The sequence below is a fragment of the Alkalibacter rhizosphaerae genome (assembly GCF_017352215.1).
Classification (GTDB): domain Bacteria; phylum Bacillota; class Clostridia; order Eubacteriales; family Alkalibacteraceae; genus Alkalibacter; species Alkalibacter rhizosphaerae.
Genome location: NZ_CP071444.1, coordinates 200,807 through 225,087, shown reverse-complemented (window position 1 = coordinate 225,087; position 24,281 = coordinate 200,807). Strand labels below are relative to the sequence as shown.

Genomic DNA, 24,281 nt, shown 5'->3' with positions numbered 1-24,281 from the left:
CTTTCTGTTATAATTTACAACTGTTAAATAATTTGAGGTGATGAAATGGCAAAAACGCTGGTAATTGTGGAATCTCCCGCAAAAGCGAAAACAATAAACAAATATCTTCCGAAAGGTTACACCGTGCAAGCCACCATGGGACACGTGCGAGATCTGCCGAAGAGCAAACTGGGGATCGATCTGGAAAATGATTTCGAACCCAGCTACGTGACGATTCGTGGAAAAGGCGATATTTTAAAGAAAATGAAAAGTGAGGCAAAAAAAGCCGATCTTGTCTTGTTGGCAACGGACCCTGACCGGGAAGGGGAAGCCATTAGCTGGCATATTGCCAATTACCTGAACCTGACCAAGGAAAAGTCGGGAAGGATCGAGTTTCACGAGATCACGAAGAATGCCGTGCGAAACGCTATAAAAAATCAACGAGAGATCCATCAAGATCTTGTAGACGCACAGCAGGCACGACGGATCTTGGACCGTTTGGTGGGATACAGCATCAGTCCACTCCTTTGGAAAAAAATAAAAAAAGGACTGAGTGCAGGTCGTGTCCAATCCGTGGCAACCCGCATGATCGTAGACCGGGAAAAAGAGATCCTGGATTTTGTCAGCAAAGAGTATTGGACCCTTCAACTGGAAGTGGGCAAGCAGCAGGATCAAGGAGATACCTTTACAGCAAGATATCATGGGATCAAGGGAAAGAAAAAGGATATTGCTTCCGAAGAGGAAGTCAACAAGATCCTGGAAGCGGTAAAAACCCATCCGTTGTTGGTAGTGGATGTGAAAAAGGGCAAAAAGAATCGAAAGCCTCCAAATCCCTTTACCACCAGTACCCTGCAGCAGGAAGCCTTTAAAAAATTGAATTTTACGACGAAAAAGACCATGAGCATTGCCCAGCAGTTGTATGAAGGTCTGAATGTGACCGGTCGGGGCAGCATCGGTTTGATCACATATATGCGAACCGATTCCATCCGAATCTCCGATGAAGCGAGAAATCAGGCGAGAAACTACATCGAACAGACTTTTGGCAAGGAGTATCTGGGAGGCGCCGCCGTAAAGAACAAGGGGAAAAACATACAGGACGCCCACGAAGCCATTCGAGCCACCGACGTCATGCTGGATCCTCGAACGGTGAAGGATTCTCTAAAAAGAGACCAGTATCGTCTCTATAAGTTGATCTGGGATCGATTTGTGGCCAGCCAGATGGCCAACGGGGTCTATGATACCACCTCTGTAGACATGCAGTGCGACATTTATGGATTCAAGGCGTCAGATTCTCAATTGGTTTTCAAGGGATTCATGAAGACCTATGATTTGGGAGAGGACGAAGAAGATGAAGCGGAAGGATCAAAAAGCAAAGGAAAAATACCGGAGCTGGCAGCAAACGATCCTTTATATATGAAGAAATTCGACAAGGAACAGAAATTTACCCAACCACCACCCAGATATACGGAAGCAACTTTGGTAAAGACCATGGAAGAAAAAGGGATCGGGCGCCCGTCCACCTACTCTCCAACGATCCAAACCATACGTGCTCGAGGTTATGTGGAAAGCGTCGACAAGAAATTCCAGCCCACAGAATTGGGCATCATGATCACGGAGCTGATGGAGGAGTATTTCAAGAGCATCGTGGATTATGATTTTACAGCGGATATGGAGGCTACCTTGGATAAGATCGCCGACGGAGGGACCCGTTGGCAGGAAATCATCGGCCATTTTTACAAGGATTTCGAAAAAGACCTGAAGCATGCGGAAAAAGTGATGGAAAAAATCGTCATTGAAGATCCGGTATCCGATGTCCAATGTGATAAATGCGGCCGGATGATGGTCATCAAAAACGGCCGGTATGGAAAGTTTCTGGCATGTCCCGGTTTCCCGGAATGTCGAAACACAAAGACTATCGTGGAAGATCTGGGGATCCCATGTCCGGAATGTGAAGACGGAAGCATCGTACAGAAAAAGTCAAAAAAGGGCCGGATCTTTTACGGATGTACCAATTACCCGGACTGCAATTTCATGGTATGGGACAAGCCGGTAAAAGATGAAAAGTGTCCAAAATGTTCTTCTTTGCTTTTGCAAAAGGGCTACAGTAAAATGACAAAGATCTATTGCTCCAATGACGAGTGTGACTTTGTCAAGAAAAAGGAATAACAACGATCTCTTCCTGGGGGAAACCCCAGGATTTTCTTGTTTCTTTAAATTGTTTTAAATAACAAAATATTCTGAAAAATAAATTGAATTAAAAAGACGGCTGTGTTACTCTTGAATTGTTCCATCAAAATTTTCAAACAAGGGAAAATGGGGTGAAGATATGTACCATGCAACGACGATAGTAGCAGTTCGAAAGGGTGGTCAGGCTGCCATGGCCGGCGACGGCCAAGTGACCTTCGGAGAAAGCACCATCATGAAAAACAAGGCAAAAAAAGTAAAGAAAATATACAATGACGAAGTAATGGTCGGGTTTGCCGGATCCGTTGCAGATGCGTTTACGCTAAGTGACAAATTCGAAGCGTATCTGGACCAGTTCAGCGGGAACCTGCAGCGAGCCGCTGTCGAATTGGCCAAGGAATGGAGAAGCGACAAAATACTACGAAATTTGGAGGCATTGCTTCTGGTCATGGACCGAGACAACCTGTTGTTGATCTCCGGCAGCGGAGAAGTCATCGAGCCGGATGAACAAGTTGCAGCCATCGGTTCTGGAGGCAATTATGCCCTGTCTGCAGGATTGGCACTTATTGAACAAGAGACGCTTTCTGCGGAAGAGATCGCCAGAAAATCTTTGGCCATAGCGGCACGGATCTGTGTATATACCAATGAAAACGTACACGTGGAATTGTTGGAGGAGGTGAAGCCGTTATGACGAATCGAACCCCCAGGGATATCGTAGCCCAACTGGACCGGTACATCATCGGACAACAGGAAGCGAAAAAAAAGGTGGCTGTCGCCCTTCGCAACCGATATCGGCGATCAAAATTGCCGGATGAGATCCAAAGTGAGATCACACCCAAAAACATCATATTGATGGGTCCTACCGGTGTTGGGAAAACGGAGATCGCCAGAAGACTGGCCAAACTGGTAGATGCTCCATTTGTCAAAGTGGAGGCCACCAAATTTACGGAAGTAGGATACGTGGGAAGAGACGTTGAATCCATCATTCGGGATCTGGTCAACGTTTCCATTCGAAACGTCAAAGAAAACCACATGGAACAGGTTCTCGACAAGGCGGAAACAAATGCCAGACAGCGACTGATCGATCTGCTGGCTCCAGGCCCGGGACAAGGGAAAAAACTGAAAACACCATTCGACTATTTGTTTCAAAACAATAAACCATCTGAAGATACTCCAAAGGAAGAAACCAATGCAGAAGAAGAAGAAGGCATGCTCCAAAAACGGGAACGAATCACTGCAGCTTTGGACCGGGGGGACCTGGAAGAGACCATGGTGGAAGTGGAAGTAGAGGATTCTGCATCTGCTCCTATGGCCATGATGGGGGGAGGCATGCCCGGGGACGATTCTTCCTTCAATATGAGCGACCTGTTTGGGGGCTTGATCCCCAAAAAAATGAAGAAACGAAAAGTGTCCGTGAAGGAAGCCCGTGAAATTTTGGTCCAGCAGGAAGCCCAGGATCTTATCGACATGGATGCGGTCATCACGGAAGGTCTTCGGGAAGCCGAGCAAAACGGCATCGTGTTCCTGGATGAGATCGATAAAATTGCAGGAGGCGCTAACCGGTCTGGAGCGGATGTTTCCAGAGAAGGAGTTCAACGGGACATTCTTCCCATCGTGGAAGGTTCCACCGTCAACACCAAGTATGGACCCGTAAATACAGACCACATCCTCTTTATCGGAGCCGGTGCCTTTCACGTCAGCAAGGTGTCGGACCTGATACCGGAACTTCAGGGCCGGTTCCCTGTCACGGTGAAACTGGACAGTCTCTATGCAGAGGATTTCATCAAGATTTTGACCCAGCCGGAGAACGCCATCATCAAACAATATCAACTGCTTTTGGAAACGGAAGGAGTAAGACTGGAGTTTTCCGAGGAGGCCATCGAGAAGATCGCCGACGTAGCAGTGTATATGAACGAGCAGCAGGAAAACATCGGTGCAAGACGACTTCATACCGTCATCGAGACCCTGATGGAAGAAATATCATACCACGCTCCGGATTACGATCAGGAATCCTTTCAAATCGACCGGACATATGTGGAACGAATATTTGCGGCACAAGAAAAAGAACGAGATCTAAAAAAATACATTTTATAAGGGAGAAAAGCATGTTGACCTTATTGGAAAAAATAAGAAAAGTAAACAAGGTATTGCAGGATCCAAGAGGAACGGAGCGCCCCTTTTCAAATTTGAGCAACACTCTCAATGAAGTGATGAGCTGCAATGTCTATATAGCCAGCAATGATGGGGATCTGCTTGGATATTCGTTTTTTAAGGATTTTGAATGTGAATTGAACATCAAGACCCTGCAGGAACAGGGAACCAAATTTCCGGAGGAGTTCAGCAAAGAATTAGGGGAGATCAAGGAAACCATCTCCAATCGGATCGATGACGACCCTTGCTGCGTTTACGATCACAGCGAGGAATGTCTCTTCAAGAACAGATATTCCACATTTGTGCCCATCAATGGTGCCGGTGAACGCTTGGGGACTTTGGTCTTGGCCCGGTTTGGGAAGGAATTCACCACCCAGGACCTCATCCTTGGAGAAGTATCTGCTACAGTGGTTGGAATGGAAATGATGCGTTTGAAAAATTTAACGCTGGAAAGGGAAGCAAGGGAAAAGAATGTGGTGCAAATGGCCATAGGTACCTTGTCCTACTCCGAGATGGAAGCGGTGAACCATATCTTCCGCGAACTGGACGGAGACGAAGGCTTGTTGGTGGCCAGCAAGATCGCCGATCGGGTCGGGATCACACGAAGCGTCATCGTCAATGCCTTGCGCAAGCTTGAAAGTGCCGGTGTTATCGAAACACGGTCTTTGGGTATGAAAGGTACTTTCATTCGCGTACTCAATCCCAAACTGACCGATGAACTGGAAAAAAACAACGAAAAATAAGAAGAAAAGAATTGATAAAGCACTGCGCCTATGGTAAACTAATCATTGCGCACAAAACACACATCTTTGGATGAAAGCCCAGGTGCCCAACGGGTGGGGTTTTCAGTCGAAAAAGATGGAGGAAAAACCAGAGGAGGTGTAGCAATGTCTTATGTATCAATGAAACAATTGCTGGAAGCAGGTGTACATTTTGGACACCAAACAAGAAGATGGAACCCCAAGATGGCTCCGTATATCTTTACCGAGCGAAACGGGATCTACATCATCGACTTGCAACAGACGGTAGGTTTGATCGACAAAGCTTATGAATTTGTTCGTGAATTGGTGGAAGAGGGAAAAGAGATCCTTTTCGTCGGAACCAAAAAACAGGCACAAGATGCCATCAAAAATCACGCAACAAGAAGTGAAAGCTTTTACGTGAACCATCGATGGTTGGGAGGAACATTGACCAACTTCGAAACCATCAGCAAGCGGATCAAGCGATTGCACAAGTTGGAAGAAATGGAAAACGACGGAACATTTGATGTATTGCCGAAAAAAGAAGTCATCCAGTTGAAAAACGAGCGGGAAAAGCTTGAAAAATTCCTGGGTGGGATCAAGCACATGAAAACTTTGCCGGGTGCATTGTTTGTCGTAGATCCAAGAAAAGAACGGATCGCCATTTTGGAAGCAAGAAAATTGGGTATTCCGATCATCGGGATCGTCGATACCAACTGTGACCCGGATGAGATCGACTATCTTATTCCAGGAAACGACGACGCCATCCGTGCAGTAAACCTGTTGTCCGAAGCCATGGCAAATGCCGTGTTGGAAGGAAGACAAGGCGTTCAAATGGAAGCCGAGGAAACAACAGAAACGGAAAAAACAGAAGAAGTCGAAGCATAGAAAGAGACTGGAAGAAGACGGGGAGTTGCCCTCCTTCTTCCATTTTCATGAGAATACGGGCAAAGGCATTGTCCGGATAAATGAAGGAGGTCGTACTATGGCAAGTGCACAATTAGTAAAAGAATTGAGACAAATAACCGGTGCAGGCATGATGGACTGCAAAAAAGCATTGGAAGCAAACAACGACAACATGGACAAGGCAATCGAATTTCTTCGTGAAAAAGGATTGGCTGCCGCTTCAAAAAAAGCAGGCCGGATCGCTGCAGAAGGTGTTGTTGAATCCTATATCCACATGGGTGGAAAAATCGGCGTATTGGTGGAAGTAAACTGTGAAACGGATTTCGTGGCAAAAACCGACGACTTCAAAAACATGGTTCGCGGCATCGCCATGCACATCGCTGCAACAAATCCCCTTTACCTGAACAAGGAAGACGTACCGGATGACGTTGTTGAAAAAGAAAAGGCCATATTGAAAGCACAGGCTTTGAATGAAGGCAAACCGGAAAAAATCGTTGAAAAAATGGTGGAAGGCCGAATCAGCAAATTCTATCAGGAAATTTGTCTGATGGAACAGTCTTTTGTCAAAGATCCAGACAAGACCATTGCTCAGATCGTCAGCGAAAAAATCGCAAAGATCGGTGAGAACATCAAAGTTCGACGTTTCACCAGATACCAAATGGGCGAAGGTTTGGAGAAAAAAGAAGAGAATTTTGCAGAAGAAGTTGCCAAGCAAATGAACCAATAAGAAAGAGGACACCTAATCGTGTCCTTTTTTGTCGCACATTTGAAAGGAAACAAATTACCACTTCAAATAATGAAGGGTAAATGGTATATTATATGGAGGAGGTACGGGCATGAAACCAAAATACAATCGCGTCATCATCAAACTCAGCGGGGAAGCATTGGCCGGAGATAAAGCATTCGGCATCGATCCCGGCACTATAACTTCGATCTGTAAAAATATAAAAGACGCAAAAGATTTGGGCGTGGAAATCGCCATCGTCGTTGGAGGGGGCAATATTTTCCGAGGCAGAGACGGAGAGGGGATCGATCGATCCACAGCCGATTACATGGGGATGCTGGCAACCGTCATCAATGGTTTGGCCCTTCAAGATGCGTTGGAGGCCATGGGCGTACCCGTACGGGTCCAGACAGCCATTGAGATGAAGGAAGTGGCGGAGCCCTACATACGACGAAAAGCCATGCGTCATCTTGAAAAAGGACGAATCGTCATTTTTGCATCCGGAACAGGCAATCCGTATTTTTCCACGGATACCACAGCGGCTTTGCGAGCGGCTGAAATCGACGCAGAAGTCATCCTGTCTGCAAAAAAAGTGGATGGTGTCTACGACAGCGATCCCAAGCTCAATCCCAATGCCAAAAAGATCGACGTACTCAGCTATATCGATGTGTTGAACCGAGGATTGAAAGTCATGGATTCAACGGCCATATCTCTTTGTATGGACAACAACATACCCGTTCTTGTTTTCGGTTTGGAACAACCGGAAAACATCGTAAAAGTTCTTTGTGGCGAAAATATTGGTACCATAGTGAAGGAGGATGCCTTATGATCAAGGAAATCAAAAAAGAAACCATCGAAAAAATGGACAAGGCGGTTGCCAGTCTAAAGTACGAATTGAACGGACTGCGTGCAGGACGAGCCAATCCCAAGATCTTGGATCGAGTGACCGTGGATTATTATGGAGCCATGACACCCATCAATCAAATGGCCAATGTCAGCGCCCCGGAACCACGAATGATCCTGATCCAGCCCTGGGATGCCAATGCCATTTCCATGATCGAAAAAGCCATTCAAAAATCCGATCTTGGGATCAACCCAAGCAACGATGGTAAAGTGATCCGGATCGTCATGCCCCAGTTGACAGAAGAACGTCGTAAAGAACTGTCAAAAATGGCGAAAAAGTTTGGAGAAGACGCCAAAGTGGCCATACGAAATATACGGCGGCATGCCATTCAAGATCTGAAGGACCTGGAAAAGGAAAGCATGATCACGGAAGATGAACTAAAGCATGCGGAGACAGAGATCCAAAAGATGACGGATGACGAAACTAAAAAAGTCGATGATGTGGTGGCCTTGAAAAACGACGAGATTATGGAAGTATAGAAAAAACACCCGCATGGGTGTTTTTCTCTTCCATCTGTTATATAATATCTTTACATGAAAATCATCAGGACACATCAAGAACAACAGGGAGGTCATCCATGAAAACGGATTGGAAAACCCTGCCGGCTCATGTGGCCATTATTATGGATGGCAACGGCAGATGGGCAAAATCAAAAAATAAACCGAGGTTATACGGGCACAAGGCCGGAGTTGAAACCATTCGAAATGTGGTGACACTTGCATCCCAATGGGGGATCAAGGTGTTGACCTTGTATGCTTTTTCTACAGAAAATTGGAAGAGACCAAAAGCGGAAGTAAACGGGTTGATGAAGCTCTTTGGCGATTATTTGAAAAAAGAAGTCCAAAGCTTGCATGAAAACCAAGTCCGCTTGTGCATCATCGGCCGACGGGATGTTCTGGCGCCGTCATTGGTCCACCTGATCGAAGAAGCGGAAACACTGACGAAAGACAACAAAGGGATGATCCTCAACGTGGCTGTAAACTATGGAGGGCGTCTGGAAGTGTTGGATGCTGTTCGATCCCTGGCAGAAAAGGTGAAAGAGGGACAACTTCAACCGGAAGAGATCGATGAGAGAGTTTTGCAGAAATCTCTCTATACAAAAGACATACCCGACCCGGATCTGATCATTCGAACCAGCGGCGAATTACGTCTTAGCAACTTTCTGATCTGGCAATGCGCCTACTCGGAGTTGTGGTTCACATCCGTGTTGTGGCCGGATTTTACAGAAGAAGTTTTCAAAGAAGCGTTGGATGACTATTGCAGCCGTAAAAGGCGATTTGGAGGGGTATGATGAGCAAAAGGATATGGACGGGAATAATAGGCATACCGGTGCTTGCTGCAGTGATCATACTGGGAGGACCGGTCTTGTACGCGGCTATCAGTCTGGTCGCATCCATGGCCCTTTACGAGTATGTGAAATCTGTAAACGGAAATTACGATATTTCCATGAATTTTTGGTTGGAGATCCTCTTGGGTCTATTGATGTTGGCGGCATTTTATTTCGACGCCCAATGGGTTTTTGGCCTGTTGGTTTTGTCGGTTGCATTATTGGTCGGCAGGGATGTATTCAAAGGGAATGTGAACATCTTCAATACGGTATTTGGTGTATACGGGCTACTGTATATTCCTTTTTTTCTGGGACATCTGCTGCTGCTGGATCAAATGGATCATGGAAACATGCTGATCTGGCTGATCTTCATCATCAGTTTTGGAACGGACACTTTTGCTTATTTTGTCGGCATGCGGTTTGGAAAACACCGGCTGTCACCGACGATCAGTCCGAAAAAATCCGTGGAAGGATCCGTTGGCGGCGTAGTGGCGGCAGTCCTTCTGACCATGGTCTTTGGTTATTTTTTTGAAGCGTCCAGTGGGGTTGGCTTATCTTTGGCAAAGTATGGTATAATAGCTTTTGTTGCCAGTTTGGTGTCCCAGTTGGGAGACCTGGCCGCATCCATGATCAAGCGTCAATTTGGCATCAAGGATTTCGGAAATCTGCTGCCGGGCCATGGCGGCATGCTGGATCGGTTTGACAGTGTGATTTTTGCAGCTCCGGCAATCTATTATATGATCATGGCATTGATATAGCCACATGAGGTGATTTTTTGTTAACAACCATCGTTTTGTCGATTTTCATATTTGGATTTTTGATCGTGATCCACGAATTCGGACATTTTCTGGCTGCCAGGATCAGCAAGGTAGACGTTCTGGAATTTGCCATTGGCATGGGTCCCGTCGTTTATGCACGACAAGGGAAACGAACCAAGTTTTCTTTACGGGCTTTACCTATTGGCGGGTTTTGCAAGATGCGGGGAGAAGACGAAGACGATTTTTCCGAGGGCAGTTTCAATGCCAAGGGGAAATCATCCCGGATCTTCATTCTTGCCGCCGGAGCCATCATGAATATTTTTGGCACGGTGATATTGTTGTCCTTGGTGTTCTTCATGATCGGGACACCGACTACTACTTTGGCGGAAGTGGAAGCGAATTATCCGGCATTTGAAGCAGGCATCCGGTCTGGAGACCAGATCGTTTCCATCGACGGGAATACCGTATCTACCTGGGATGAGATCAATGCCAGCATCTCCGACGACAAAGAAGAAACCTATAATGTGGTCTACCAGCGGGAAGAGACCCATTTTTCCGCGCAGATCACATCACGTTACGATGAGGGATCCGGGCGTTATCGCATCGGAGTCGCACCGGCAAGAGAAAGCGGGTTTTTCTCTTCCATTGGAGAAGGGGTACGACAGACGGTTCTTTACGCCGTCATGATGGTGGACACCATCGGCCAGTTGGTCACGGGACGGGCTTCCACAGACGATTTAATGGGGCCTATCGGCATCGTCTCCGTCGTGGGAGAAACGGCACAATATGGTGCAGTGGCGTTGATGAACCTGGCGGCAGTCATCAGCTTGAATCTTGCCATTTTCAATCTGTTGCCCATACCGGCTTTGGATGGAAGCCGGATCATATTCATATTTATCGAATGGATCAAAGGATCTCCGGTGAATCCGGAAAAGGAAGGCATGATCCATCTCATCGGTTTTGCTTTATTGATGATTTTGGCAATTTTTATTGCGTATAATGATATTTTAAGGTTAAACTAGTACTATGAACGAATATCAATGATGAGGTGATGAGTTGAACACCCGATACCAAACGAAAGAAATTTCCATTGGGAATTTAAAAATAGGGAATGGGAATCCCATAGCCATACAAAGCATGACCACTACCGATACCAGGGACGTAGCAGCTACCGTAGGGCAGATCCGCACCTTTGTAGAAGCGGGCTGCGATATCGTCCGGGTGGCGATCCCGGACCTGGACAGTGCTTTGGCATTGAAAGAAATAAAAAAACGAGTGACCGTACCCCTTGTGGCGGATATTCAAATGGACTACCGGTTGGCCATTGCCTCCCTTCAGGCAGGAGTGGACAAGCTTCGCATCAATCCGGGGAATATCGGCAGCCGGGAGCGGGTCATGGAAGTTGTCAAAGAAGCAAAAGAGCGAAAGGTTCCCATACGGATCGGGGTAAATGCTGGTTCCGTAGGAAAAGAATTGTTGGATAAATACCAGGGGAAAGTCGATGCAAGGGTATTGATGGAAAGCGCCAGGGAACATATCCGAATATTGGAAGACATGGACTTCACGGACATCATTGTTTCCATCAAAGCTTCCGACGTGAAAACCAGTGTAGAATCTTATCGACTTTTTGCTGAAGAATACGATTATCCCACCCATATTGGGATCACGGAAGCGGGAACCTCCTTTCGGGGGACCGTCAAGTCTTCCGTTGGTCTGGGGATCATTTTAAACATGGGCATCGGGGATACCCTTCGGGTCTCCTTGACTTCTGATACGGTGGACGAGATCAGCGTTGCCAAGGAAGTGCTCAAGTCCCTTGATCTTTACAACAAACCGGATATCGAATTCGTCTCTTGTCCTACTTGTGCACGATGCAAGATCGACTTGATCAAATTGGCAAAAGATGTGGAAAGAGTAACAGCGGGGATCAACAAAAAAGTAAAAGTCGCCATTATGGGATGTGCTGTCAATGGACCGGGTGAAGCAAGGGATGCAGACATCGGTATTGCCGGAGGGGACGGCAAAGCCATTTTATTTAAAAAAGGCGTTGTTGTACGCAGCATACCGGAAGAACGCATCATGGAAGAACTAATCGAAGAAATCAACGCATTCAAGTCCGAATAATGAAGATTAATCGGACTTTTCTTCGCTTTTGGAAAAATGAAAAGCAAAGGACAGGGTATAAATGACACGAGAAATGAAAATCATGATGAACTCTTTTAAAGAGGTCATTATGGCTGAGAATATTCACATAGAAAAAGTGGAAGTCCACACGGAAAAGGAACTTTGGACATTGTATATCAAGCCAAGGAAGGATCTTGACCTGGACCGTTTGCATGCAAATTTGAGCCAGGCTCTCCGCCAGCAAGTAGCACTGGAATTGGTTTGTATGGACAAGCAGATCTTTGAATGGGACGAAGAACGACGGGATGCCGTCAAACAGTGGATCCGCCAGACCCACGCCAGTGTTCTTTTGACGAAGAACGGCTGGAAGGAAGAAGGGTGCCGGGTCTCCATACCTCTCATTTCTTCCTCGGACCTGTCTCTCTTTGAGAAGGAACGGATCGGTTCGCGTCTTTCCACATGGTTTGAAACAACCTACGGCAAGAAGATGGATTTTGATTTTTTTGCCTTGGAAGACATGGAGGAAGTGTCAAAGGAGATCGAAGATGCAAAACTGGCAGCTTTTACAGCTCCCACGGTTCCGCCCAAGGCAGAAAAAGGCAAGAACAGGCCAAATGCCCTTTTGCTGGGGCGGGTCATCAAAGGAGAACCTACACCGGTCGCCTCTTTGGAAGCAGAAACAGATGTGGTGATCCTGGGGAAGATCTTTTCCATAACCAGCAAAGCCATTCGGAACAATTTGACCATTGTGTCCTTTCATTTGACGGACCATACATCTTCTGTCACATGCAAGTTGTTTCTCAACGAAGAGAAAACGAAAAAAGTTTTGTCCGGAATCGAAGAGGATGGATGGGTCAAAGTCAAAGGCAAAATACAGTTCGACACCTTCGCCAAAGAAAATATTTTGGCCGTGCAATCTCTGGAAACTCATTTCGTCCAGCCCCGAGTGGACGATATGGAGAAAAAAAGAGTGGAACTCCATGCCCATACCCAATACAGTGCCATGGACAGTGTGGCGAAAGTGGCGAATCTTGTGAAAAAAGCAAAAGAATTCGGACATACTTCCGTTGCCATTACAGACCATGGGGTTTTGCAAGCCTATCCGGAAGCCATGGAGCTGGCGAAGGATCTGGGCATCAAGGTGATCTACGGCATGGAAGGATATCTCGTTCATGACGACAACCTTCCAAAATGGGGGGATCGGGACGAGGCACTTGACGGAACATTCGTGGTATTCGACATAGAGACAACTGGGTTATCGGCAAAAAACAGCGAGATCATCGAGATCGGCGCTGCAAAGATCAACAACAACCAGATCATCGAAACGTACCAATCCTTTGTGCGCCCGGAAGGGAAAGTGCCGGTACGGATCACGGAGATCACAGGAATTTCCGACAATATGGTACGAAACGCCCGAGGCATCAAGGAAGTCATGATAGAATTTTTGGATTTCGTTGGGGGGGCCACCTTGGTGGCCCACAACGCACGATTCGACATGTCTTTCATAGAAGCCTATTGCAGAAAACTGGACATGCAGCAAGAATTCTCCGTCATCGATACACTGGCCCTGGCGCGTAACCTTCTGACGGATCTGAGTCGTTTCAATCTGAAGACACTTAGCCGATACTTTAAAGTGGACCTGACCAATCACCATCGGGCCAGCGATGATGCCATTGCCACTGCAAAAGTATTTATGCATCTGGTTGCCCGAAGCCGGGAAAAAGGCGCCCAAACCACATCCGAGCTGAATGAATTGTACGATTCGGAAACGGCCATCAAAAAAATGGACACTCATCATATTTTGATCCTGGTGAAAAACCAGACCGGGTTGAAGAACCTGTACAAACTGGTATCCCTGGCTCATCTGCGATATTTCTACAGGCGCCCAAGGATCCCCAAAAGCCTGCTCAACCGGTATCGGGAAGGATTGATCCTGGGGACCGCTTGTGAGAGTGGTGAGCTGTTTACCGCCATGTTAAACGATCGATCCAAGGAAGATCTGGACAATATCGTTTCCTTCTATGATTTTTTGGAAGTACAACCATTGGGAAACAACAGCTTTTTATTGGACAAAGGGATCGTATCCAACGAAGAAGAGTTGAAAGGGATCAACAAGCGGATCGTGGCCCTGGGAGAAGAACACAACAAGCCGGTGGTGGCAACTGGAGATGTTCATTTTGTGGAGCCGGAAGACGAGTGTTACCGAAAAGTCCTGCAATGCGGTCAAAAATACGATGATTTCAACAAACAGCCGCCGTTGTATTATCGAACAACGGAAGAAATGTTGGAAGAATTTTCTTATCTGGGCGTGGACAAAGCCATGGAGATCGTTGTGGACAGCACCAACCGCATCGCCGATTCCGTAGAAGAGATCCTTCCGATCCCAGACGGTACATTTCCTCCAAAGATCGAAGGTTCTGATGAAGAGATCAGAAACATGGTGTTGGAAGCGGCCAAAGAAAAGTATGGAGACCCTCTACCCGAGTTGGTGGAGAAACGAGTATGGCGGGAATTGGACTCGATCATCAATAACGGATACTCCGTATTGTACCTGGTTGCCCACAAACTGGTCAAAAAATCCATGGACGATGGATACCTTGTAGGTTCCAGGGGGTCTGTGGGCAGTTCTCTGGCGGCCACCTTTTCCGGGATCACCGAGGTCAACCCGCTGCCACCCCATTACGTTTGTCCCAAATGCAAAAACAACGAGTTTTTCGACAGTGCGACGGTTGGGTCGGGACCGGACCTGCCGGAAAAAAACTGTCCCAAATGCGGTACACCTTATGAGAAAGACGGCTTCGACATTCCTTTTGAAGTATTTCTGGGGTTTGAAGGGGACAAAGAACCGGATATTGACTTGAACTTCTCCGGAGAGTATCAGAATGTGGCCCATAAATACACGGAAGAATTGTTTGGGACGGGAAATGTGTTTCGTGCAGGGACCATTTCGACCCTTGCAGAAAAAACAGCTTTCGGCTACGTGAAAAACTATCTGGAAGAAAACGGACTTCTGGTGACCAATGCAGAGATCGATCGATTGGTGAAAGGTTGTACCGGCATCAAAAAAACGACAGGTCAGCACCCGGGAGGGATCATGGTCGTTCCATCGGACAAGGACATTTACGATTTTTGTCCCATCCAGAAACCGGCGGACGACGTGAACACCGAGACCGTCACCACCCATTTCGACTATCATTCCATCAGCGGCAGACTACTGAAGCTGGATATTTTAGGACATGACGATCCCACCATGATCCGCATGCTGGAAGACTTGACCGGAGTGGATGCTACTTCCATTCCTTTGGATGATGTGGAAACCATGAGCTTGTTTACGTCGACAAAAGCCTTGGACCTGAAGGATGACAACATTGGCAGCACCGTTGGGACGTACGGTGTCCCGGAATTTGGAACGGGTTTTGTACGGGAAATGCTTCTGGACATCAAGCCGACAGCCTTTGCGGATCTGATCCGAATATCCGGATTTTCCCACGGAACGGATGTCTGGTTGAACAACGCACAGGATCTGATCGTCAACAAGACCGCCACCATCAACGAACTCATCAGTACCCGGGACGACATCATGGTTTATCTGATCCACAAGGGATTGCCCAGCAATCGAGCGTTCAGCATCATGGAAAAGGTTCGAAAAGGGAAGGGACTCAACGACGACGATGTGGCACTAATGAAGGAAAAGGAAGTCCCTCAATGGTACATCGACAGCTGCAACAAGATCAAATACATGTTCCCCAAGGCCCATGCCGTGGCATATGTCACCATGGCCTACCGGATCGCTTATTTTAAGGTCCATCACCCTTTGGCATACTATGCCACCTATTTTACCGTCCGGGCGGACGATTTTGATGCACATCTGGCGGTTCAAGGAAAAGACGCCGTGCGAAAGCGGATCAAGGAGATCAAAGACAACGGAAACAATGCGACAGCCAAGGAAAAAACCACCCTTACAGTCTTGGAGTTGATCTTGGAAATGCTTTGCAGGGGGTATGATTTCTTGCCGGTGAACTTATACGAATCCCATTACGGAAAGTTTCAAATACAGGACGGGAAATTGCTGCCACCCTTCAATGCGTTGGAAGGCATCGGCTTGAAGGCGGCACAAAGCATTTACGATTCCCAAAATAATGGGGAATTTATATCCATCGAAGATCTTCAAAGCAGAACGAGAATCAGCAAGACAAATATTGAAGTACTTATCAAACACGGAACCATCAACAACTTGCCCTTGTCCAATCAAATATCGTTGTTTTAAAGGAGGTCAAATCATGTTTGCAGACTTGCATGCCCATACTACTGCTTCCGATGGTTCCTTACAACCGGAAGAACTGGTGGATCTGGCAAAGAAAAGTGAGCTGGCAGCCCTGGCCGTAACGGACCACGACACCGTTGCCGGTGTGGAGCGGGCTCTAGTCCATGGTAAAAAAGTCGGATTGGAAGTCATTCCCGGAGTGGAGATCAGTTCCAACCTGGATCAGCGGGATGTTCATTTGTTGGGATTGTTTGTGGACCACAAGGACGAAAAACTTTTAAAAAGGATCGCAGACATGGCCATGTCCCGAGCTACTCGTAATGAAAAAATGATAAAAAAACTACAGGATGCAGGTATCCCTATTACAAAAGAGGATCTGCCTGCAGCAGAAGAGGGGAAACAGATCGCCAGAGGTCACATCGCAGAAGTCCTTATTGCCAAAGGATATGCCACCAACTTGAGAGACGCCCTTGATCGGTACCTGGTCAAAGGAACCCCCGGATATGTCATGAAGGAAGTGTTGAGTGTGGAAGAGTGCATCGACATGGTCCATCAGGCAGGGGGGCTGATCTTTGTCGCCCATCTCCACCAGATCGACCCCAAAAGTCCCGATCATAGTCTGGAGATCGCGGAGAAGATCATTGCCTTGGGTGCTGACGGGTTGGAGACCGTCTATTCGGAATACGACGAATTTTGGTCAAAGACAACGGCGGAGTTGGCCAACAAACTGGGGGTCTTGCAGACGGGAGGCAGTGATTTTCATGGACGAATGAAAAAAAATCTGGAATTGGGGACCGGTTATGGCGCACTGAGGGTCCCATATGAATTTGTGAAAAAAATGAAGGAAAAACTTGCAAGGTAAATAATTAGAAGCAAATAAAAAAAGAGGGGAGGTTGCTCCCTTCTTTTTTAGATCCTGGCTTCTTCCACATGGATCACACCGTCGAGACCCTGCAGCTGGTGTAGGATCTCTTCCTTTGGCGTGTCGTCCTCGATGGTCAGGGTCAGAGTGACGGAGACCAGCTTTTCTGAAGCATGCTTGTTGTTGTACACTTCCAGATCGTGGATCTTCATCCAATGGGTCCTGGCGTATTGGAGCATGTTGGACAGATTGGTAATGTCCGTCAACTCCGCATACAAAAACAGGACTTTTGATCTTTTAAAGTAGTATTGCTCGAAATTGCTCAAGGCCCGTAAAGCGAAAAATACAAATATAAATCCGACGAAAGCCCCCGTGTAAAATCCGCTGCCAACAGCGATCCCCATGGCACCCACGGTCCACAATCCGGCTGCAGTAGTCAATCCACGAACCTGATTGCGATTGGTAAAGACAATGGTGCCGGCACCAAGAAAACCGATCCCACTGATGACTTGGGCGGCGATCCTGGAGGAATCCTCCAAGCCCATATAGTCTTTCAGGTACTGTCCGGTCATCATGGCCATGGCGGATCCCACGCAAACCACAAGATAGGTACGAAAACCTGCAGGCATTCTTTTTCTTGTGCGCTCCAGACCCAATCCGCCTCCAAGGACCATGGCTAAAAACAAACGCAAGATCACCGTGAATAGATTCAATTCTCGAAAAAATTCCAAACTTTCCAGATACATATCATCACCCGGTCTTTCTATACCCTTTTTTCCCATGCCGAAATCCCAAATAAGGGTTTTGTTTATTTTATTGTTTTTTGGGTATTCTTGCAATAGGGTATGTCATTTATTTAGCGCAGACTATTTTGTTGACAATGCCTTGTTGGAAGCTTATTCTAAAGGTAAGTAGGGAAATTCAAAACAAGGAGGTACAGAAATGAAAAAAATGGTAGCACTGCTTTTGGTGCTGATGTTGGCCTTTGGCCTGGTTGCCTGTTCCAGCGGTGGAGACAATGGTGACAATGGCGACGGAGGTGGCGGAGAAGAAGGTTTGACCGGTCATCTGGTCATATACACTTCAGAACCTCAGGATCTTGTCACGGAAATGTTGGAGGCTTTCATTGCCGCCAATCCGGGTGTGACCTATGAGTTGTTCCGTTCCGGTACCGGCGATGTAAAAGCAAAACTGGATACGGAATTGCAGGCCGGTGGTACGGATGCGGACCTGATTTGGTTTGCCGACATCGGGTACATGTACAACCTGGACGAGCAAGACTTGATCATGCACTATTCTCCAGATGCAGCAGCAGACCTGCCGGACGACTACAAATACAACGACGGTATGGGACACGAAGTTCGAGCCATTTACGCAGCAATCGCCTACAACACGACGAAAGTCACAGATCCTCCAAAAGACTGGGATGATATCACTACAGAAGATTATCGGGGTGTCGTTGCACTGGCAAATCCCAACTACTCCGGTGGAGCGTTCACTACCTTGATGGCCCACATTCAAAATGAAGATCTGGTGGGTTGGGAATGGTACAACAAGTTGAAAGCCATTGATGCAAAAATGGAACAATCCAATGGAACCTTGTCGACAAAAGTAGCATCCGGCGAATACGAAGCAGTGGTCGTCATCGATTATCTGCCGAGAAATGCCAAGAAAGACGGATCACCTGTTGATTACATCTATCCGGCTTCCGGCGCCGTCATGGTACCGACTCCTCTTTGCATCATGAACACCATTGAAGAGGAAAACGTGGAAGCAGCCAAAGCTTTGGTGGATTTCATGTTTACGACGGACAACCAAAAACTCTTTGTAGACCAGGGATATGTGCCCATGAACAGCGCAGCGGCGGAAGGGACCGATGTTCCCACCATCGACGAGATCGAGGTCATGCCTTTTGATCTGGAATTCTACGTGGAAAATTCCGACGCGGTACGCCAAGAGTATGTTCGACTGTTCGGAGCCGAGTAATCCGGCAACGCAAAACATAAAAAATTCAGGCAGAATGCTGCTTCCAAGCAGCATTCTGTATTCTATTTCATCAAATGCAGAAAGAAACAAATCGCAGGAGAGGTAGTGATGAGATGACCAAAGGACGAAACACCAAGGATCAGCGCGCCATTGGTCCCACCTTTATTTGGTGGGGAGTGGTGCTGTTTTTGCTGTTTGCCGTCGTGTACCCTTCCATTCGACTGATCATCAACAGTTTTATCGTAGGAGACGGATATGGCCTGCAAAATTACGTTACTGTCTTTACGGACAAGACCATTTTGCGCAGCATGACCAATTCCTTCAAAGTGGTATTGACATCCACATTCTTGTCTACGGTCCTTGGGGTGTTTCTGGCATGGGCCGTCGTACGGACCGATGTGCCCGGGAAAAAGTACTGGAGACGACTCTTGTCCATTCCGTACTTTATTCCACCTTTTATAGGCGCTATTGCATGGACCTTTTTATTGGGACCCGTTGGGTATTTCAACAAGGCGGCCATGAGCATCTTTAACTTGAGTCAACCCCTGTTCAACGTCTACAGCATCGGAGGCATGATCTTCGTCATGACCATGTACCGATATGCCGTATCCTTCATCGTCGTATTGCCGACCATGAAGAAGATCAGCGCATCGGTGGAGGAAGCAGCCAGGATCTCCGGCGCATCTCCCTGGAGGACCCTTCGTGATATTACATTGCCGTTGATCACACCATCCATTGTGGGAGCCATGTTGCTGACCTTTATGTTTATTTTGGCAGACTTTGGCGTATCCTCCATTTTGGGAGCACCCAACCGGATCAATTTGATGACCACCCAGATCTATTATCTGGTCAATCGTACGGACATGGCAAACAATCTGCAGATCGCATCCGCTTACTCCCTTTTTCTTGCCTTATTCGGATTGGTGGGGTTGTGGATGTACAACCGGGTACTGAAAACCAATAAATTTGTGGTGGTCAGCGGGAAAAGTGCAGCGGTGGAACCAACGAAACTTGGCAAAAAAACGAAAGTGGTATTATTTTCCATACTTGCATTGATTTTTGCCGTTACCACCCTGGCTCCTATATTTGCCACATTGACCACATCCCTTACGAAAATCTACGGTTTGCCTTTTGGTCTGGAAAATCTCACATTCCGAAATTTCAGCCAGCTGTTGCAGATCCAAAATATCAAACGGGCTTTTACCAACAGCATGTTTTTGGCAGTGACCAGCGGAGCGGTCATCACAATCACCACCCTGATCGTTTCCTATATCGCCATTCGAGGCGGGGTAAAGGGCGTTCGGGGTATTCGGTTCATGCAAACCATGGTGACATTGCCCTATGCCGTTCCAGGCACCATTATCGCATTGGCCATGATCTTGTCTTTTTCCCAACCGTTTCCCTTTCTGGGGTTCCGGCTGTATAATACCATTTGGATCCTTCTGGTAGCCTATATCGCCCGCTTTATGAATCTTGGGTACAACAACATCTCCGGGGCCATCAGTCAGATCGATCCTTCCCTGGAAGAGGCGGCTCGAATATCCGGCGCATCCCACTTGCGTTCTTTTCGGGACGTCATGCTGCCACTGTTGAAATCCAGCTTGATCGGATCCTTTTTCCTGGTAGTGGCGCCGACCCTTTCAGAGATCTCCCTGTCGTCGCTGCTTTGGTCCGTCAGCAACGAGACCATTGGTACCATCGTTTATTCCGCTAAGGAAGAGGGCAGGATTCTTCTGACGGCATCCATTGCCATCGTCATGATCATTCTGGTCATGCTGATCAATGCCGTCATCAGCACCGAAAGAGAAACCGTTTGAGAAAGGGAGGATACACATGGCAAAACTGCAAATTCAAAATTTAACGAAAAAATACGGCGACAATACCGTCGTCAATAAGATGACCCTGGACGTGGAAAACGGTCAACTCACCACCATTGTCGGACCATCCGGATGCGGGAAAACCACCATCCTTCGCATGATCGCAGGGTTCATCACACCCACGGGAGGACGGATCGACTTGGATGAACGGACTCTGGTGGATATCGAAAACGGGATTTCGGAAGTGACTCCGGAAAATCGCAACATCGGCATGGTCTTCCAATCCTATGCCGTCTGGCCCCACATGAATGTCTTCGACAACGTTGGATACCCCCTTAAAATTCGAAAGACGGACAAGCGGGTCCTGGAAGCGGAAGTCAACCGGGTGTTGCGGGTGGTTCATCTGGAAGGTCTGGAGAAGCGGATGGCCCATGAACTCTCCGGAGGACAACAGCAACGGGTCGCCTTGGCTCGGGCCCTGATTTTAAAGCCCAAGCTCCTCTTGCTGGACGAACCCCTGTCCAACCTGGATGCCGCACTTCGGGAAGAAATGCGGGGTGAGATCAAGGAGATCCAAATGAATCAGGGGATCACCATCATCAACGTCACCCACGACCAGATCGAGGCCATGACCATGTCGGACAAGGTGGCTGTGATCCGGGATGGGATCCTGGAACAATATGCGTCCCCGAAAGAACTCTACGAGTATCCCATCAATCGATTCGTGGCCCAGTTCATAGGAACGGCCAATATTTTGCCCGCGACGAAAGAGGCGGGCCAAGAGCCGGACGAGAATAATATGATGACCATCCGTGTTTGTGACCGCTACACCATGAAAGTACCTTTCAAGGACAGCGACCAGACGGAAGGATACGCAGCAGTCCGGGCACAGCATATCGAGGATGAAGCCGGTTCCGGACTCAAGGCCATCGTAAGAAGAAACCTTTATCAGGGCAGTCAAATCGAATATTACCTCCAAGTGGATGGTTGTGAAGAAGAAGACTTGATCCGGATGCTCATGGAGGTGGACTTTGAAAAACCGGAAGGCAGCGTCATAGAAATCGGGATAGAAAAGGCAGTGTGGTTGGATGACTAAGGATTTTACATTAAAAGTGGATATATTGGGCTATTGGGGAGCATTTCCCCAGCCAGGAGGAGCTACCAGCGGGGTGCTCATCACCACCAGTGAAGGGAAATTTCTTATCGACTTGGGCAGTGGCGTCCTGGCCAAGTATTTTGAACATGGAAACTTGTCGGAACAGTTCCAAGGCGTATTGTTGAGTCATCTTCATTACGATCACATGGGAGACATCGGCTGTCTTTGTTATGCCATCAACCATGCCAACCGGGTGGGCACTAGAAGCAGCAAGATGATCGTCTATGCACCCAACTCTCCAGCCATCATGTGGAAGGCCATCCAGTACCCCTATTCCGATACCAGGGTGTTGGAGGACGGGATGGAACTGGAGATCGCCGGAGCAAAAGTGACCGTGAAAAAAGTCAACCACACCATTGAATGTTATGCATTCCGGATCGAACGGAATGGAAGATCCGTCGTCTTCTATACGGATTCTTCCTATGATGAATCTCATATAGACTTCATAAAGGGAGCGGACCTGCTGATTTGTGAAGCCACCGTCAGTTTGGGAACACGTCACTCTACGGGGAGGGGGCACATGTCGGATATTGAAGCGGGAATGACAGCCGCAGCAGCTGGTGTGGGGAAATTGTGCCTGTATCATCTGCCAAGCGACGGCGACATTCCCTTCATGCGCATTCGTGCCGGTTCCAAGTACGACGGACCCATAGTCACACCGGATATGGTCTCCGAGTTTATCTTGTAGCAGATAGGCCCATCCCCTTGAAAAATGTTTAAAAGTATGGTATGATGTTAACAACAATTTGAGTGAACTTTGCGAAGAGTGGGATAAACCCGCTCTTTCTTGTTTAAATCAGGAGGGTAGACATGACCAAAAGAAATACGGAAGGGTTGGTTCGTGACATCGCGTTGCCGCTAGCAGACGCATTGGGCTACGAACTGGTGGATGTAGAATACATCAAGGAAGGCCAGAACTGGTATCTGCGTTTTTACATCGACAAGGAAGGTGGCGTGACTTTGGAAGATTGCCAAACCTTTAGCAGTCGCATCAATGTTCTTTTGGACGAAGCAGACCCCATCGCCAACAGTTACTTTTTGGAGGTATCATCGCCGGGGTTGGATCGACCGTTAAAAAAAGTGGCAGACTTTGAGCGTTACATGGATCGAGAAATCGAAGTAAGCCTGTATACATCATTGGAAGGCAGCAAGAAATACAAAGGAATCAACAAGGGTCTGGCGGAGGATGTGCTGATATTGGAATTGCCGGATGGTAAAACATTGGAGATCCCCTTTAAAAATGTGGCAAATGCAAAACTTTATTTTGAATTTTAAGGAATCGGAGGGTTAATAACAATATGAACAAGGAATTTATCATGGCATTGGATTCCGTAGAGAAAGAAAAAGGAATCGACAAAGAGGAATTGATCGATGCCATTGAGGCGGCAATCGCCAGTGCCTACAAAAAAAATTACGGCAGCGCCCACAACATCAAGATCAACATCGATCGGGAGACAGGGGAGATCGACGTCCATGCGTTGAAAGACATCGTGGAAGACGTAGAGGATCCAGTGACTCAGATCGGCCTGGAGGATGCTAGACAGATCCATGGCGAGTATGAGATCGGTGATGTCGCAGAAATCGAGATCAAACCGAAAAACTTTGGACGGATCGCCGCACAGAATGCAAAACAACTGGTGGTCCAGCGAATCAAGGAAGCGGAAAGAAACATTATCTTCAACCAGTTTATCGAGCGGGAAGACGAAATCATCAACGGGGTCATTCAACGCAAGGAAAAAAACAACGTTTTTATCGATCTGGGAAAAACGGAAGGGATCATGCTTCCTACAGAGCAGGTCCAAGGCGAAGAATACGAACAAAACAAGCGGATCAAAGTGTATTTGCTGGAAGTGAAAAAAACCACAAAAGGACCGCAGATCTTGGTTTCCAGGACCCATCCGGGTTTGGTGAAACGCCTTTTCGAAAGCGAAGTGCCGGAGATCTACGACGGTACCGTCGTGATCAAATCCATTTCCAGAGAAGCAGGGTCCAGAACGAAGATCGCCGTGTTTGCCCTGGATGCCAACGTGGATCCGGTAGGTTCCTGCGTGGGACCGAAAGGGATCCGGGTACAAAATATCGTGGACGAACTTCATGGGGAAAAGATCGACATCATCAAATGGAGCGACGATCCCAAAGAATACATTGCCAGCTCCCTGTCACCTGCCAAGGTATTGCGGGTGGACATCAATGAAATGGAGAAATCCGCTTTGGTGGTGGTGGACGATTACCAATTGTCCCTGGCTATTGGAAAAGAAGGACAAAACGCAAGATTGGCAGCCAAGTTGACGGGGTGGAAGATCGACATCAAGAGCAAGACCCAGGCGGAAAACATGGCACAAGTCCAAACGGCTGCAGAAGAATTGTTGGACGATCTCGAGCTTTGATGGAGGTTTGTT

At 47.4% G+C, this 24,281-nt stretch carries 21 protein-coding genes; 20 read left to right on the top strand and 1 reads right to left on the bottom strand.

The annotated features are described in order from the left end of the window. Positions 1–45 precede the first annotated feature (45 nt). The 14 genes from topA to J0B03_RS00995 all read left to right on the top strand — a co-directional run bounded on the left by topA (position 46) and on the right by J0B03_RS00995 (position 16,923). Positions 46–2,145: a type I DNA topoisomerase gene (gene topA, locus J0B03_RS01060; RefSeq protein ID WP_207300052.1), complete on the top strand. Its 2,100-nt coding sequence runs from the start codon at positions 46–48 to the stop codon at positions 2,143–2,145. Between the two features lie 160 nt (positions 2,146–2,305). Beyond that, on the top strand, positions 2,306–2,854 hold the full coding sequence (hslV, locus tag J0B03_RS01055) for an ATP-dependent protease subunit HslV (protein ID WP_207300051.1): 549 nt from the start codon (positions 2,306–2,308) through the stop codon (positions 2,852–2,854). Then, positions 2,851–4,257 carry an ATP-dependent protease ATPase subunit HslU gene (gene hslU, locus J0B03_RS01050; protein ID WP_207300050.1) on the top strand — a complete coding sequence of 469 codons (1,407 nt, stop codon included), beginning with the start codon at positions 2,851–2,853 and terminating at the stop codon, positions 4,255–4,257. Before hslV ends, hslU begins: the two co-directional genes overlap by 4 nt. Positions 4,258–4,268: 11 nt before the next feature. After that, positions 4,269–5,057 carry a GTP-sensing pleiotropic transcriptional regulator CodY gene (gene codY / locus J0B03_RS01045; RefSeq protein WP_207300049.1) on the top strand — a complete coding sequence of 263 codons (789 nt, stop codon included), beginning with the start codon at positions 4,269–4,271 and terminating at the stop codon, positions 5,055–5,057. A 144-nt stretch (positions 5,058–5,201) separates the two neighbouring features. Further along, a complete protein-coding gene (rpsB, locus tag J0B03_RS01040; RefSeq protein WP_207300048.1) occupies positions 5,202–5,942 on the top strand; it encodes a 30S ribosomal protein S2 in 741 nt (246 codons plus the stop codon). A 97-nt stretch (positions 5,943–6,039) separates the two neighbouring features. Further along, positions 6,040–6,687, top strand: coding sequence for a translation elongation factor Ts (gene tsf, locus J0B03_RS01035; protein ID WP_207300047.1), 648 nt, complete (start codon positions 6,040–6,042; stop codon positions 6,685–6,687). Between the two features lie 109 nt (positions 6,688–6,796). Then, entirely contained in the window at positions 6,797–7,513 is a 717-nt protein-coding gene (gene pyrH / locus J0B03_RS01030; RefSeq protein WP_207300046.1) for a UMP kinase, read from the top strand. Beyond that, entirely contained in the window at positions 7,510–8,067 is a 558-nt protein-coding gene (frr, locus tag J0B03_RS01025; RefSeq protein WP_207300045.1) for a ribosome recycling factor, read from the top strand. Before pyrH ends, frr begins: the two co-directional genes overlap by 4 nt. 98 nt (positions 8,068–8,165) lie before the next feature. Continuing rightward, positions 8,166–8,879, top strand: coding sequence for an undecaprenyl pyrophosphate synthase (uppS, locus tag J0B03_RS01020; RefSeq protein WP_207300044.1), 714 nt, complete (start codon positions 8,166–8,168; stop codon positions 8,877–8,879). Then, positions 8,879–9,673: a phosphatidate cytidylyltransferase gene (locus tag J0B03_RS01015; RefSeq protein WP_207300043.1), complete on the top strand. Its 795-nt coding sequence runs from the start codon at positions 8,879–8,881 to the stop codon at positions 9,671–9,673. The genes uppS and J0B03_RS01015 overlap by 1 nt, the downstream gene beginning before the upstream one ends. A gap of 17 nt (positions 9,674–9,690) precedes the next feature. After that, positions 9,691–10,695: an RIP metalloprotease RseP gene (rseP, locus tag J0B03_RS01010; protein WP_207300042.1), complete on the top strand. Its 1,005-nt coding sequence runs from the start codon at positions 9,691–9,693 to the stop codon at positions 10,693–10,695. A gap of 34 nt (positions 10,696–10,729) precedes the next feature. Further along, positions 10,730–11,797 carry a flavodoxin-dependent (E)-4-hydroxy-3-methylbut-2-enyl-diphosphate synthase gene (ispG, locus tag J0B03_RS01005; RefSeq protein ID WP_207300041.1) on the top strand — a complete coding sequence of 356 codons (1,068 nt, stop codon included), beginning with the start codon at positions 10,730–10,732 and terminating at the stop codon, positions 11,795–11,797. A 61-nt stretch (positions 11,798–11,858) separates the two neighbouring features. Beyond that, entirely contained in the window at positions 11,859–16,064 is a 4,206-nt protein-coding gene (locus J0B03_RS01000; RefSeq protein ID WP_207300040.1) for a PolC-type DNA polymerase III, read from the top strand. Positions 16,065–16,077: 13 nt separating this feature from the next. Further along, positions 16,078–16,923, top strand: coding sequence for a PHP domain-containing protein (locus tag J0B03_RS00995; RefSeq protein ID WP_207300039.1), 846 nt, complete (start codon positions 16,078–16,080; stop codon positions 16,921–16,923). 47 nt (positions 16,924–16,970) lie between these two features. On the opposite strand, the gene J0B03_RS00990 is transcribed toward J0B03_RS00995, so the two are convergent. Next, positions 16,971–17,705: an MgtC/SapB family protein gene (locus tag J0B03_RS00990; protein WP_207300038.1), complete on the bottom strand. Its 735-nt coding sequence runs from the start codon at positions 17,703–17,705 to the stop codon at positions 16,971–16,973. A gap of 160 nt (positions 17,706–17,865) precedes the next feature. Here J0B03_RS00990 and J0B03_RS00985 point away from each other — a divergent pair, with 160 nt between their 5' ends. The 6 genes from J0B03_RS00985 to nusA all read left to right on the top strand — a co-directional run bounded on the left by J0B03_RS00985 (position 17,866) and on the right by nusA (position 24,269). Beyond that, positions 17,866–18,909, top strand: a complete 1,044-nt coding sequence (locus tag J0B03_RS00985) for an extracellular solute-binding protein (protein ID WP_207300037.1) — start codon at positions 17,866–17,868, stop codon at positions 18,907–18,909. A 113-nt stretch (positions 18,910–19,022) separates the two neighbouring features. After that, complete coding sequence (locus J0B03_RS00980; RefSeq protein WP_207300036.1) at positions 19,023–20,726, top strand: ABC transporter permease; 1,704 nt, start codon at positions 19,023–19,025, stop codon at positions 20,724–20,726. Positions 20,727–20,742: 16 nt separating this feature from the next. Further along, a complete protein-coding gene (locus tag J0B03_RS00975) occupies positions 20,743–21,822 on the top strand; it encodes an ABC transporter ATP-binding protein (protein ID WP_207300035.1) in 1,080 nt (359 codons plus the stop codon). After that, complete coding sequence (locus J0B03_RS00970; RefSeq protein ID WP_207300034.1) at positions 21,815–22,570, top strand: MBL fold metallo-hydrolase; 756 nt, start codon at positions 21,815–21,817, stop codon at positions 22,568–22,570. Before J0B03_RS00975 ends, J0B03_RS00970 begins: the two co-directional genes overlap by 8 nt. Before the next feature lie 122 nt (positions 22,571–22,692). Then, positions 22,693–23,157 carry a ribosome maturation factor RimP gene (gene rimP / locus J0B03_RS00965; protein WP_207300033.1) on the top strand — a complete coding sequence of 155 codons (465 nt, stop codon included), beginning with the start codon at positions 22,693–22,695 and terminating at the stop codon, positions 23,155–23,157. Positions 23,158–23,180: 23 nt separating this feature from the next. Further along, positions 23,181–24,269 (top strand): transcription termination factor NusA, encoded by a 1,089-nt coding sequence (gene nusA / locus J0B03_RS00960; RefSeq protein WP_207300032.1) that lies wholly within the window; start codon positions 23,181–23,183, stop codon positions 24,267–24,269. The last annotated feature ends 12 nt before the right edge of the window (positions 24,270–24,281 follow it).

Excerpts from the sequence above, each read along its gene's own strand:
- J0B03_RS00990 (WP_207300038.1), bottom strand. The coding sequence starts at position 17,705 with ATGGGAAAAAAGGGTATAGAAAGACCGGGTGATGATATGTATCTGGAA.
- rimP (WP_207300033.1), top strand. The coding sequence starts at position 22,693 with ATGACCAAAAGAAATACGGAAGGGTTGGTTCGTGACATCGCGTTGCCG.
- topA (WP_207300052.1), top strand. The coding sequence starts at position 46 with ATGGCAAAAACGCTGGTAATTGTGGAATCTCCCGCAAAAGCGAAAACA.
- J0B03_RS00995 (WP_207300039.1), top strand. The coding sequence starts at position 16,078 with ATGTTTGCAGACTTGCATGCCCATACTACTGCTTCCGATGGTTCCTTA.
- rpsB (WP_207300048.1), top strand. The coding sequence starts at position 5,202 with ATGTCTTATGTATCAATGAAACAATTGCTGGAAGCAGGTGTACATTTT.
- frr (WP_207300045.1), top strand. The coding sequence starts at position 7,510 with ATGATCAAGGAAATCAAAAAAGAAACCATCGAAAAAATGGACAAGGCG.
- J0B03_RS00975 (WP_207300035.1), top strand. The coding sequence starts at position 20,743 with ATGGCAAAACTGCAAATTCAAAATTTAACGAAAAAATACGGCGACAAT.
- J0B03_RS00980 (WP_207300036.1), top strand. The coding sequence starts at position 19,023 with ATGACCAAAGGACGAAACACCAAGGATCAGCGCGCCATTGGTCCCACC.
- nusA (WP_207300032.1), top strand. The coding sequence starts at position 23,181 with ATGAACAAGGAATTTATCATGGCATTGGATTCCGTAGAGAAAGAAAAA.
- hslV (WP_207300051.1), top strand. The coding sequence starts at position 2,306 with ATGTACCATGCAACGACGATAGTAGCAGTTCGAAAGGGTGGTCAGGCT.
- codY (WP_207300049.1), top strand. The coding sequence starts at position 4,269 with ATGTTGACCTTATTGGAAAAAATAAGAAAAGTAAACAAGGTATTGCAG.
- tsf (WP_207300047.1), top strand. The coding sequence starts at position 6,040 with ATGGCAAGTGCACAATTAGTAAAAGAATTGAGACAAATAACCGGTGCA.
- uppS (WP_207300044.1), top strand. The coding sequence starts at position 8,166 with ATGAAAACGGATTGGAAAACCCTGCCGGCTCATGTGGCCATTATTATG.
- hslU (WP_207300050.1), top strand. The coding sequence starts at position 2,851 with ATGACGAATCGAACCCCCAGGGATATCGTAGCCCAACTGGACCGGTAC.
- pyrH (WP_207300046.1), top strand. The coding sequence starts at position 6,797 with ATGAAACCAAAATACAATCGCGTCATCATCAAACTCAGCGGGGAAGCA.
- J0B03_RS00970 (WP_207300034.1), top strand. The coding sequence starts at position 21,815 with ATGACTAAGGATTTTACATTAAAAGTGGATATATTGGGCTATTGGGGA.
- J0B03_RS01000 (WP_207300040.1), top strand. The coding sequence starts at position 11,859 with ATGACACGAGAAATGAAAATCATGATGAACTCTTTTAAAGAGGTCATT.
- J0B03_RS01015 (WP_207300043.1), top strand. The coding sequence starts at position 8,879 with ATGAGCAAAAGGATATGGACGGGAATAATAGGCATACCGGTGCTTGCT.
- J0B03_RS00985 (WP_207300037.1), top strand. The coding sequence starts at position 17,866 with ATGAAAAAAATGGTAGCACTGCTTTTGGTGCTGATGTTGGCCTTTGGC.